This is a genomic window from Gordonibacter pamelaeae 7-10-1-b, assembly GCF_000210055.1.
GTDB lineage: Bacteria > Actinomycetota > Coriobacteriia > Coriobacteriales > Eggerthellaceae > Gordonibacter > Gordonibacter pamelaeae.
On sequence record NC_021021.1, the window covers coordinates 693960 to 706239 of the forward strand.

Consider the following 12280-nt stretch of genomic DNA (forward strand, 5'->3'; position numbering starts at 1 on the left):
GCCAGCGCCACGACCTCGGCCGGGTAGGCGCACGCGCCGTCGGCAGCGTCGGCGGCGGCCTCCACGTCGATGCCGAACACGCCCATCAGCTCCACGATGAGCGCGCGGACGTCGCGCACGGGCGGCACGTCGGACAGCGACAGCGTCTTGCCCGCCGTCTGCGCGTTCACGTCGGCGATGAAGTCGAACACCTCGCCGAGCGCCTTGCACGTGTTGAAGTCGTCGTCCATGGCCAGGATGAAGCCCATCTTGGCCGCGCGCGTGCGCTCGATGAGCGCGCGCAGGTCGAGCGGCGAGGGGATGTCCTCGGCGTTGTCCAGCAGCCAGTCCAGGTTCTTCACCGCGTTCTCGATGCGGCAGAGCGCCGATGCCGCCTCGGCCAGGCGCTCATTGGAGAAGTCCAGCGGGCTGCGGTAGTGCGTCTGCAGCATGAGGAAGCGCAGCACCTCGGGGCGCGTCACCTCCAGCACCTCGCGCAGCAGCTTGAAGTTCCCCAGCGACTTGCTCATCTTCTCGGAGTTGATCTGCAGCATGCCGCCGTGCATCCAGTGGTTCGCGAACGTGCAGCCGCACGCGGCCTCGCTCTGGGCGCGCTCGTTCTCGTGGTGCGGGAACACGAGGTCGCCGCCGCCGCCGTGGATGTCGAAGGGCAGCCCCAGGTACTTGCGCGACATGGCCGAGCACTCGATGTGCCAGCCCGGGCGGCCCTGCCCCCACGGCGAATCCCACGCCGGCTCGCCGGGCTTGGCGGCCTTCCACAGCGCGAAGTCGAGCGGGTCGCGCTTGCGATCCTCGATGCCCTTGCCGTCGGCGCGCAGCTCGCGGTGGCCGGCCTCCATCTCGTCGACGTTGCGGCCCGAGAGCGCCCCATAGTCCGAGAACGAGCGCACGCTGAAGTACACGTCGCCCTCCACCTCGTAGGCGTGGCCGCCGTCCACGAGCTCGCCGATGAGCTCGATCATCTCGGGGATCTCCTCGGTGGCCTTCGGGCGCACGTCGGGATCGAGCACGTTCGCGCGGCGCATGTCCTCGATGAACGCCTCGGTGTACTCGGCGGCCACCTCGGCAGCGCTGCGCCCCTCCTCGAGCGACTTCGCGATGATCTTGTCGTCCACGTCGGTGACGTTCTGCACGAACTTCACGTCGAAACCGCGCCACATGAGGTAGCGGCGGATGTTGTCGAAGCTGATGAACGTGCGCGCGTTGCCCACGTGGATGTAGTTGTACACGGTGGGGCCGCACACGTACATGCCGACCTTGCCGCGCTCGATGGTCTCGAAGTCCGCCTTCTCGCGGGTCTTGGTGTTGTAGAGCCTGATCATGGAATTGTCCTCGCATCCTGCCTGTCCGAGCGCACGCCCGAGCGGGCGCACGTCAACCTGAAATTCTAGCACAGCGGGCCGATCCGGCCGGCTTCCCGGAGGAACCGACCTTCTAGCTACATCGGCAGAGCAGGCACGCGGCCGTGGCGGAGATGCCCTCCTCGCGGCCCTCGAAGCCCAGGTGCTCGGTGGTGGTGGCCTTCACGCCCACGTTCTCCACGGGAATGCCCATGGCAGCGGCCAGGTTCGCGCGCATGGCGTCGCGGTGCGGCGAGAGCTTCGGCGCCTGCGCGGCGATGACGGAGTCCACGTCGAGGATGGCGTAGCCCTCCGCGCGCACCTTGTCGGCCACGGCGGCCAAGAGCTTGAGCGAGTCAGCGTCCTTGAAGGCCGGGTCGGTGTCGGGGAAGAGCTTCCCTATGTCGCCGCCGCGGATGCCGCCGAGCAGGGCATCGGCGATGGCGTGCGCGAGCACGTCGGCATCCGAGTGCCCCAGGAGCCCGCGCGCATGCGGTATGTCCACGCCGCCCAGGACGAGCCTTCTCCCCTCAGCGAACGCGTGCACGTCGTAGCCCTGCCCGATGCGCAGAGAGGACGGATCGAACGAGCCCGTCATTCCTCCGCTCCCTTCATGTAGTTGGTGCGCACGGCGGCGGCCAGCATGAGGTAGTCCTCGGGCACGGTGAGCTTGATGTTGTCGCGCTTGCCCTCCACCACGAGCACGCGGCCGCCCAAGCGCTCGATGAGCGACGAGTCGTCGGTGCCCATGAAGCCGTCGGATAGCGCCGAGGCATGCGCGCGACGGTAGATGCCGGCGCGGAACACCTGCGGGGTCTGCGCGTTCCAGAACACGCGGCGGTCGGGCGTGCCCACGATCACGCCGTTCTCCACCACCTTGAGCGTGTCGACGGCCGGATGCGCCACCACGGCGCCGTCGCAGTCGATGTTGCCCTTGAGCGTGGCGATGGTGTGCGCGATGAGGTCGGGGCTGATGAGCGGGCGGGCGCCGTCGTGCAGGATGACGTACTCGTAGTCGTCCGGCACGAACTCCAGGCCCGAGAACGCCGACTCCTGGCGGCTGGGGCCCGAGGGAGCCACCACGATGGGCGTGACGAACGGGAACGGGTCCACGGCGCGCTTGAGGTACTCGGAGCAGCGGTCCTCGGGGCACACGATGACGATGAGCCCGATGTCGCCCACCGCGTCGAACGCCTCGGCCGACCAGGTGAGGATGGGCTTGCCCGCTATCTCCACGAGCTGCTTGCCGCCCTCCTTGCCGAAGCGCTCCCCCGTTCCGCCGGCCAGTATGATGGCCGCGGTCTGCGGGTTCTTGTCGACCTCGCCCTTCAGCCCGTGCAGCGACTGCGCGATCGTGTCGATGTCCAGGCTGTCGCACGCCAGCTCCGGCGCGCGCAGCACCTCCGACGAGAACACGGGATCGATTGTCTTGGTCATGGAATCTTCCTCTCCGCCTTGCGCTGTTCCGTTTCCGCCCTACCCGCTGCGCCCGCGGGCCTAATCCCGCTCGCCCGGCTGGCGCACGGTGATCTCCTGCGCCTTCAGCGACACGCGGGAATGCGGAGGGATGGACGAGGTGACGAACGCGGAGCCGGCGATGACCGACCCCTTCCCGATCACCGTCTCGCCGCCGAGCACCGAGGCGTTGGAGTAGATGGTCACGTCGTCCTCGATGGTGGGATGGCGCCGCACCCCGGCGAGCCGCTGCCCGCCGCGCGTGGACAGCGCGCCCAGCGTGACGCCCTGGTAGAGCTTCACGTGGTCGCCGATGACCGTGGTCTCGCCTATCACCACGCCCGTGCCGTGGTCGATGAAGAAGTACTCGCCGATCTGGGCGCCCGCGCCGATGTCGATGCCCGTGCCGCTGTGCGCGAGCTCCGTCATGATGCGCGGGATGATGGGCACGTCCTGCTGGTAGAGCACGTGCGCGATGCGGTACACGTAGATGGCGTACAGGCCCGGGTACGAGAAGATGACCTCCTCCTTCGAGCCCGCCGCCGGGTCGCCGTCGTAGAGCGCCTGCACGTCGGTGAGCAGCACCCGCTGGATGCTGGGCAGCTCGTCGAAGAACACCGTGCACACCTCGGAGGCGCGCTCGCAGATGTGCTCGGGCGTGCCGCCGCACAGCGACCGGGCCGGGTCGGCCTCCCCGGCGTCGCGGTCGTCGGACGTGTAGGCCAGCGCGAGGACGATCTGCTCGCGCAGCGACCGCTCGATCTGGATGAGCGTCTCGCCGATGAAGTACTCGGGGCTGGTGGACGGCGTGAGCATCTCGTCGCCGAAGTAGCCCGGAAACAGCACCCGACGCAAGTCCTTGAGAACTCCCTTCACGGCCGAGCGGCTGGGAAACTGCCGTCCGGGCTTCGTGAAGAATATCTCGTCGGCCTCGTAGTTCTTCTCGATGCCCTTCACGATGCGATCGAGGTTGTCTCCGAACATAGAACCTCCTGTGGTCGGTCGGCTTGGCGGCGCGCTGGGAACATGCCGTCAACGCGGCGTTTCCCCAGTATACGACAATTACGGGCCCAGAACGCAAGAAACCCCTGCTCCCCGGGCGTCGGATGCGAGCCCAGGGAACAGGGGAGCTTTTCAGGGGAGCGCTAGTCCGCCGCGCCGCCCGACATCGACCCGCCGCCGCGCACGCCGGCGTGGCCCAGGTCGTAGTTCGTCAGCAAGAGCTCGGCGTCCCGCGCGATGCTGTCGCGCTTCCGCGGCTCCGGGACAACGCCCGAGCCCTGGGTGAACACGAGCTCGCCGTCCACCGCGTCCACATCGATGATCGACCCCGTGGACCACTTGCCCTCGAGGATCTCCTCGGACAGCGGGTCCTCCAGCAAGCGCTGGATGGCACGGCGCAGCGGGCGCGCGCCGAACGTGGCGTCGGTGCCCTCCTTGGCGATGAGCTTGCACGCCGTGTCGGTCAGGTTGATGGACATGTTCTGCGCGATAAGGCGCTCGCGCAAATCGGCCACCATGAGCTTCACGATCTCGGCGATCTGCTCGTCGTTCAGGCTCTTGAACACGATGATCTCGTCGATGCGGTTCAGGAACTCGGGACGGAACAGCTTCTTCATCTCGGACATGACGCGGCTCTTGATCTCCTTGTCGGAGAGGCCCGCGTGCTCCTCGGTGGAGAAGCCGAGCGTCGTCGGCTGCGCGATCTCGCGCGCGCCCACGTTCGACGTCATGATGATGACCGTGTTGCGGAAGTCAACCGTGCGGCCCTGCGCGTCCGTCAAGCGGCCCTCCTCCAAAATCTGGAGCAGGATGTTGAACACGTCGGGGTGCGCCTTCTCGATCTCGTCGAACAGCACCACCGAGTAGGGGCGCTGGCGCACGGCCTTCGTCAGCTGGCCGCCCTCGTCGAAGCCCACGTAGCCCGGAGGGCTGCCCACCAGGCGGCTCACGCTATGCTTCTCCATGTACTCGGACATGTCGAAGGACAGGAGCGCGTCCTCGGAGTTGAACAGGAACTCGGCCAGCGCCTTGGACAGCTCCGTCTTGCCCACGCCCGAGGGGCCCAGGAAGATGAACGAGCCGGCGGGGCGCTTCGGGTCCTTGAGGCCCGAGCGCGAGCGGCGGATGGCCTTCGAAAGCGCCGTCACGGCCTCTTCCTGGCCCACGACGCGCTCGTGCAGCACGCTCTCCATGCGCAGCAGCTTCTCGGTCTCGGCCTCGGTGAGGTTGGACACCGGCACGCCGGTGGTCATGGACACCACGTCGGCGATATCCTCCACCGTCACCTGCTGGATGGTCTTCTGGGCGTTCTCCTCCCAGTCCTTCTCGGCCTGGACGCGCTTGTCCTTGAGCTGGGCCTCCTCGTCGCGCAGCTGGGCGGCGCGCTCGAAGTCCTGGGCGGCGATGGCGCCGTCCTTCTCGGCGCGGAGCTTGCGCAGCTCCTCGTCCAGGTCGCGCAGCTCCTTCGGCAGCGTCATGTTGCGGATGCGCATGCGGGCGCCGGCCTCGTCGAGCACGTCGATGGCCTTGTCGGGCAGGAAGCGGTCCTGGATGTAGCGGTCGGCCAGCGTCACGGCCGCCTGCAGCGCCTCGTCGGTGAAGTGCACCTGGTGATGCGCCTCGTAGCGGTCGCGCAGGCCCTCCATGATGCGCAGCGCCTGCTCCTCGTTCGGCTCGCCCACGGTGATGGGCTGGAAGCGGCGCTCAAGCGCGGAGTCCTTCTCAAGGTGCTTGCGGTACTCGTCGATGGTGGTGGCGCCGATCACCTGGATCTCGCCGCGGGACAGCGGCGGCTTCAGGATGGCGGCGGCATCGATGGAACCCTCGGCCGAGCCCGCGCCGATGAGCGTGTGCATCTCGTCGATGAACAGGATGATGTCGCCCGCGTCCATGACCTCCTTGATGCACTTCTTCAGACGCTCCTCGAACTCGCCGCGGTACTTGGACCCGGCCACGAGCGCGCTCACGTCGAGCGTGAACAGGCGCTTGTCGCGCAGGATGTCCGGCACCTGGTTCGACACGATGAGCTGCGCCAGGCCCTCGGCCACGGCGGTCTTGCCCACGCCCGGCTCGCCGATGAGCAGCGGGTTGTTCTTCTGGCGGCGGCTGAGCACCTGCATGACGCGCTCGATCTCGCCCGCACGGCCGATGACCGGGTCGAGCTTGCCGTCGCGCGCCTTCTGCGTGAGGTCGGTGCCGAACTCCTTGAGCACGCTGTCGGAGCCTTGGCCCTGGGGGTCGAACGCGTTGCGCCCGGCGTAGACGGGGCTCTGCCCCACCAGGTCGTTGAGCGCGCTGCGGATGTCGTCGCCGGAGACGCCCAGGCGCGTGAGCACCTCGAGCGCCGTGCCGTCGCCCTCGCGCACGATGCCGAGCAGCAGGTGCTCGGTGGAGATATAGGATTGGCCCATCTGCATGGCCTCGCGCAGGCTGTTCTCCAGCACGCGCTTGACGCGCGGGGTGAACGACAGGTGGCCGGACACGTCGGTGTCCTCGTCGATGGCGACCACCTGGCGGATGGCCTGCACCACGGCGTCGTACTTCACGCCCTTGCGGTCGAGGGCTTGGGCGGCCAGGCCGTCCTTCTCTTGTATGAGGCCGAGCAGGATGTGCTCGGTGCCCACGTAGGGCTGATGGAGCGAGCGGGCCTCGTCCTGCGCCAGGACGAGCACCTTGCGCGCTTTGTCCGTAAACTTCTCAAATGACATGCTAGCCTCTATTCTCGCAGAGTCTATCGTATGGTTCCGTGCCATCTTAGCACTCTTGTATTGAGAGTGCCAATGCCGCATATAGCCGCACACGCTCGCTCCACAAGCGCAGGCGGCGGCGACCCGTCCATCCTATCACGACCTCTCCCGGCACGCCGCCGTGCCTCCCGATGCCTCCAAAAGTGCGCACGTCTGACGAGGTTCTGACACGTGCGCGAAAAAGGCCGCCCGCGCGACGGTGCGCGGGCGGCCTTCGATGCGGTCGGTTCTGCGGACGCGCTAGTACAGCTTCGCGCCGGCGGGGATGCGGTCGTCCACCATCAGCAGGTTCAGGCGCTCCTCGGGCTCGCCGTCCTCGCCGGGCTCCTCGTGGATGGCCGAGAGCAGCATGCCGCACGATTCGATGCCCATCATCTTGCGCGGCGGCAGGTTGGTGATGGCGATGAGCGTGCGGCCTGCCAGCTCCTCCGGCTCGTAGTAGGCGTGGATGCCGGACAGGATCACGCGGTCGACGCCCGTGCCGTCGTCGAGCGTGAACTGCAAGAGCTTCTTGGACTTGGGCACGGCGACGCACTCCTTCACCTTCACGGCGCGGAAGTCCGACTTGCTGAACGTGTCGAAGTCCACCTCGTCCTCGAACAGGGGCTCGACGACCACCTTCGAGAAGTCGATGGGGGCAGGGGTCTCGGCGGAAGCTGTCGGCGCAGCGGCGGCAGTGGCAGCCTGCGCCGCGACACGCGGGTGACCGCCGGCTGGCGTCTCATCCCTCATGTGAGGAAAAAGCAGCACGTCGCGGATGGACGGCGCGTCGGTGAGCAGCATGGCCAAGCGGTCGATGCCGATGCCGCAGCCGCCCGCCGGGGGCATGCCGTACTCCAGGGCGCGCACGTAGTCGTCGTCGTAGCCCATGGCCTCGTCGTCGCCCAGGTCCTTCGCCTCCACCTGCTTGCGGAAGCGCTCGGCCTGGTCGATGGGGTCGTTCAGCTCGCCGAAGGCGTTGGCGTACTCGTGCCCGCAGATGAACAGCTCGAAGCGCTCGGTAAGCTCGGGCTCGCCGGCCTTCTTCTTGGCGAGCGGGGACACCTCCAGGGGATGCTCGGTCACGAACGTCGGCTGGATGAGCTTCTCCTCGGCCACGGCCTCGAATATCTCGGCGATGAGCTTGCCCTTGCCCCACGCGTCCTCCGCGTGGCCGCCGTTGCGCTCGAGGATGGCCACCAGCTCGTCGCGGGTGCGCGCGAAGCTCACGTCCTCGCCCGCGCCCTCGCTGGCCAGCTCGATCATCGTGGCGCGGCGCCACGTGCCGCCGAGATCGACCTGCTGGCCCTGGTACTCCACCTGCGTGGTGCCGCACGCGGCCATCGCCGCGGCCTGCACGACGCCCTGCGTGAGCTCCATCATGCCCTCGAGGTCGCTGAACGCCTGGTAGAACTCCATGGTGGTGAACTCGGGGTTGTGGTAGGGGTCCATGCCCTCGTTGCGGAACTGGCGGCCGATCTCGAACACCTTCTCGAAGCCGCCCACGATGAGGCGCTTCAGGTGCAGCTCGGTGGCGATGCGCAGGTAGAAGTCCTTGTCGAGCGCGTTGTGGTGCGTGACGAAGGGCCGCGCGTTCGCGCCGCCGAGGATGGGATGCAGGATGGGCGTCTCCACCTCGTAGTAGCCGTGATCCTCCATGTAGCGGCGGATGGCGGCCACGATCTTGAAGCGCTTCTCGAACGTGCTTTTCACCTCGGGGTTCATGACGAGGTCCACGTAGCGCTGGCGGTAACGGGTCTCCTTGTCGGCCAGGCCGTGGAACTTCTCGGGCAAGGGGCGTAGGCTCTTGGACAGAAGCTCGAACGAGTCCACGGCCACGGACAGCTGGCCGCGCTTCGTGCGCATCATCGTGCCGCGCACGCCGATCCAGTCGCCCACGTCGAGATCCTTGAGCTCGGCGAAGGCGTCCTCGCCCAGCGCGTTGATGCGGCAGAACAGCTGCATGTCGCCCGAAGAATCGCGCAGCTCGAGGAAGGCGAGCTTGCCCTGGTCGCGCTTGGCCATGATGCGGCCGGCCACCTTCACCTCGTCTGAGGTGGACGCGCCGTCCTCCAGGCCCTCGTACTGGGCGGCCAGGTCGGCCAGGTGGTGCGAGTACGCGAATGCGTGCCCGTACGGGTCGCGTCCCGCCGCGATGAGCGCCTCGCGCTTCGCGCGGCGCACCGCGATGGGATCGTCCTCGACGACCTGCCCGTTGCCCGTCGTGTCGTTGGTGTCGCTCATAGTTCGGTGCCCCTCAATCTCGTCCAGCTCGCAGAGCGGGCTCGCCCGCACGGGCCGAGCCCTTCGCGCGAAGCGCGAAAACCAACCGCGCAGGTTGGCGTAGTAAGTCAGCGAGGCCCGCCCTCGTGCCCGAGATTCGGGGGATGGCGCGGGCGCCGCGTACCTTGGGTACGCAAGCCCGCGGCATCGCGCGAAGATCGGGTGCGAGGGCGGTCCGCAGCGTCGGCGAGTTCCGGCGGCCGTCAGGCCGACGGAACTTCCTAATGCTCGATCTTCAGAATAACCATGGAGATGTCGCGGCCGGTCGGGCCCGTGGTCTCCACTTTGTCGCCCTTCTTGTGGCCCAGCAGCGCAGCGCCCACCGGCGACTCGTTGCTGATCTTGCCGGCGGCCGCATCGCTCTCGGCGCCTCCCACGATGGTGAACACGCGCTCCTTGCCGCCCATGTCAACCGTGACCATGGAGCCGATGTTCACCTTGCTGGAACGCTTCGGCGTGTTCACGACGGTGGCCTCGGAGAGGATGCGGCTGATCTCGGCGATGCGCGCCTCCATCATGCCCTGCTCGTTCTTGGCATCGTCGTACTCGGAGTTCTCCGAGATGTCGCCGAACTCGCGCGCCACCTTGATGCGCTCGCCGATCTCGGCGCGCTTCTCGGTCTCGAGGTAGTGCAGCTCCTCCTCGAGCTTGTCCTTGCCCTCCTGCGTGAGGATGAAGTTGTCGTTTGCCATGCTTCTCACCTGTCCGATACCTACAACAGGCACGTCCGGTTTCCGGACGTGCGGTTTGACTCTCTGTACGTGAGTTCCCGACGGAGTGTCGGTCGATATACAAAAAAGCGGTATGTGCCCGGCCGAGCCGTCTGCACATACCGCGAACCAATTCGCTAGCGCCGGGCTATTCGGCCTTCTTCTTCGCCGCCGTGGTCCTCTTCGCAGTCGTGGTGGTCTTCTTGGGGGCCGGCTTCTCTTCCTCGACCTCTTCGATGACTTCCTCGTCCTCGTCCTCGGCTTCCTCGATGGCCTTGCCGCCGCCCATGCCCTCGCGCAGGTTCTTGACGGTCTTGCCGATGGCGCCGCCGAGCTTCGGAAGGTTCTTCGGCCCGAAGATCAGCAGGATGACTGCCAGGATGATCAGCAGCTCCGGCATGCCCATACCCAGGATTTTCATACATTCCTCCAAGCTTGTCTTACGGGCCGCCACCGCAGCGCGTCCCGCCCACTCCAACGCCATCAGAGTAGCACACACTATGCAAAAAAGGGATGCTCCTTGAAAGTTACATCCCTTTAGCTCCCTGGTCGGGTTGACAGGATTTGAACCTGCGGCCTCTGCGTCCCGAACGCAGCGCTCTACCAAGCTGAGCCACAACCCGTAAGCTGCTTGTTGCAGCGACGGATATGATAGCACAATGTAATCGAAGGTAAAAGAAAATGTGGCAATATTTCCCCCTCCACGTCTTCTTCACCAGTGGCCGAGGCCGATTTCCCCCGTTGGAGAGGCCGGCGGATGCGCCCTGGACGACAAAGCATCCGCCTCGAGCAAGGCAGGGAGACGGAGACGGCGGCTCACACCCCGGCTTCGCCTTTCGCCTCCAGGTGCACGAGGGGAACGATCTTGGTCATGATCACGCCGTCGGACACCACGTCGCCGGCGTCATCGTAGGCCGCCACGTTCCAGTACTGCTTCACGGCGCCGGTGCGCTCCGAGACTTCTTCGCGGTCGAGGTCGGCCACACCCCGCAGCAGGCCCTTCTTGCCGCCCTTGCGATGGCGCACCCGCACGTCGACGCCGAAGGGGCGCTCGCGTTCGAAATCGGTGCTCTGCTCGGCGCCGATGCTGGCCACCGTCTCCAAGAGCGCGATGGTCGCGCCGCCGTGCAGGTAGCCGTGCGGCTGGAGCACGTCGGAGGTGATGGGCATGACCGCCTCCACGTGGCGCCTGCCGGCAGAGACGGTGTCGATGTGCAGCGTTTCGGTGAGGGCCATGGTGCTCCTTCTAGCAGGACGTGCCGGCAAGCGTGCGGATGAGTTCCTGGATATCGGCAGGCACGGAGGGCGGTTGGGCGGCGGGCTTGCCAATGAGGTAGCCTTGCAGGTAGTCCACGCCCAGCTCGATGACGGCCTTGAGCTCCGAGGGCGTCTCCACGCCCTCGGCTATCACGCGTATGCCGCGGTCGTGCGCGTAGCCTATGAGGTTGCGGGCGATGTCCTGGTGGTCGCGCGCCACGTCGATGCCGCTCACGATGCCCATGTCCAGCTTCACGAAGTCGGCGTGGTAGTCGAGCAGCGACGTCTCGCCGTTGTAGCCGCTGCCGAAGTCGTCGATGGCGAGCCGCGCGCCCCAACGCCGAGCCAGGCCCTCCTTGTACAGCGACATCTCGCGGCTGTAGTCGCTCTCCGTGATCTCGATGACTAGGCGCCTGAGCAGGGGGCCGAACCGCTTCTGCAGCTCCACCTCGTCGTCGGAGGACAGGCGCTGCGTGGCGATGCTGTTCACGAACAGGGTGGCCGCGCAGGCGGCGTCCTCGTGCTTGGCGAACGCCTCAAGGGCGCCGAAGAACGTGAGGTGCTCCACCCGGTAGAGCTTCGACTGCGAGCGCGCGAGCAGCAGCACGCGGTCCGGCGTGGCGATGGAGGGAAGCTGCGGTCGCATGAGCGCCTCGTAGGCCACCGCCTCGCCCATGCGGGCGTCCACGATGGGCTGGAAGTGGTAATCGATGAGGTTCTCGTCGAGCAGGCGGTTCAGGTCCTCCTTGTTGTTGAGGATGAACGCCCCCCGCTCGTGGCTCTTGGGGTCGAAGCGCAAAAGCGCGCCCTTGCGGTGGTTCTTCGCCTCGTACATGGCGAAGTCGGCATATTCGCGCAGGTGGGAGAAGTCCACGGCGTCCTCGGGATAGAACGCCACGCCCACGGAGGCGCGCACCTTGAGCACCGTGGCGTCGGGCGCCTCGAGCACGCTCGTGTCGAGAGCGCGCATGAACGCGTCGAACAGGCGGTACGCCCCGTCCGCATCAGCGCAGCGGTCGACGAACACGAGGAACTCGTCGCCCGAGATGCGCGCGAAGAAGCCCTCCCCCTCGAACGTGCGCTCGATGACGCTGGCCGCGGCCTTGATGTAGTGGTCGCCCCAGTCGTGGCCGTACGTGTCGTTGATGTACTTCAGGTTGTCCAGGTCGAGCATGAGCATGACGCCGAACGCCGGCGGATCGTCGGCCAGGCGCTCGGTGACGGCCTGCTCGAACGCACGGCGGTTCAAGAGGCCCGTGAGCACGTCGTGGTCGCGTTCGTGCTCGATGCGGCGGCGCGTGGCTATCTCGTCGGTCACATCCTCAACCAGGCCGAACACCCGCGTGCGGTCGTCGCTCTCCACCGTGACGATGCGCACCCAGCGCCGGCCGTCGGCGTCAGAAACGATCCAGCGGCCGTCGGGCTCCTGCTCGTAGCGGGGGCGCAGCGACTGGAACAGCTGCTCGAACGCCGCGAGCGGCAGCGCGCCGCCGAGCGAGCCCTCGCG

10 protein-coding genes and 1 tRNA gene are annotated in these 12280 nt (G+C 67.0%); all 11 read right to left on the reverse strand.

All coding sequences use genetic code 11. The features are described from left to right. On the reverse strand, window positions 1–1322 hold a 1322-nt coding region (cysS, locus tag GPA_RS03305), incomplete at its 3' end, for a cysteine--tRNA ligase (protein ID WP_041240022.1). A 112-nt stretch (window positions 1323–1434) separates the two neighbouring features. Beyond that, window positions 1435–1938, reverse strand: a complete 504-nt coding sequence (gene ispF, locus GPA_RS03310; RefSeq protein WP_015538926.1) for a 2-C-methyl-D-erythritol 2,4-cyclodiphosphate synthase — start codon at window positions 1936–1938, stop codon at window positions 1435–1437. Beyond that, window positions 1935–2777 (reverse strand): 2-C-methyl-D-erythritol 4-phosphate cytidylyltransferase, encoded by an 843-nt coding sequence (gene ispD / locus GPA_RS03315; RefSeq protein ID WP_015538927.1) that lies wholly within the window; start codon window positions 2775–2777, stop codon window positions 1935–1937. Before ispD ends, ispF begins: the two co-directional genes overlap by 4 nt. 60 nt (window positions 2778–2837) lie before the next feature. Then, window positions 2838–3779, reverse strand: coding sequence for a serine O-acetyltransferase (locus GPA_RS03320; RefSeq protein WP_015538928.1), 942 nt, complete (start codon window positions 3777–3779; stop codon window positions 2838–2840). A 161-nt stretch (window positions 3780–3940) separates the two neighbouring features. After that, complete coding sequence (locus GPA_RS03325; RefSeq protein ID WP_015538929.1) at window positions 3941–6505, reverse strand: ATP-dependent Clp protease ATP-binding subunit; 2565 nt, start codon at window positions 6503–6505, stop codon at window positions 3941–3943. Between the two features lie 279 nt (window positions 6506–6784). Next, entirely contained in the window at window positions 6785–8767 is a 1983-nt protein-coding gene (gene lysS / locus GPA_RS03330; protein ID WP_015538930.1) for a lysine--tRNA ligase, read from the reverse strand. A gap of 260 nt (window positions 8768–9027) precedes the next feature. Continuing rightward, window positions 9028–9498: a transcription elongation factor GreA gene (gene greA, locus GPA_RS03335; protein ID WP_015538931.1), complete on the reverse strand. Its 471-nt coding sequence runs from the start codon at window positions 9496–9498 to the stop codon at window positions 9028–9030. Window positions 9499–9664: 166 nt separating this feature from the next. After that, complete coding sequence (gene tatA, locus GPA_RS03340) at window positions 9665–9937, reverse strand: twin-arginine translocase TatA/TatE family subunit (protein WP_015538932.1); 273 nt, start codon at window positions 9935–9937, stop codon at window positions 9665–9667. Between the two features lie 125 nt (window positions 9938–10062). Continuing rightward, window positions 10063–10139: transfer RNA gene (locus tag GPA_RS03345), tRNA-Pro, on the reverse strand. A 193-nt stretch (window positions 10140–10332) separates the two neighbouring features. Continuing rightward, window positions 10333–10752 (reverse strand): PaaI family thioesterase, encoded by a 420-nt coding sequence (locus tag GPA_RS03350; RefSeq protein ID WP_015538933.1) that lies wholly within the window; start codon window positions 10750–10752, stop codon window positions 10333–10335. A gap of 10 nt (window positions 10753–10762) precedes the next feature. After that, window positions 10763–12280 (reverse strand): bifunctional diguanylate cyclase/phosphodiesterase (locus GPA_RS03355; protein ID WP_156791123.1); only part of this gene is annotated, 1518 nt, incomplete at its 5' end.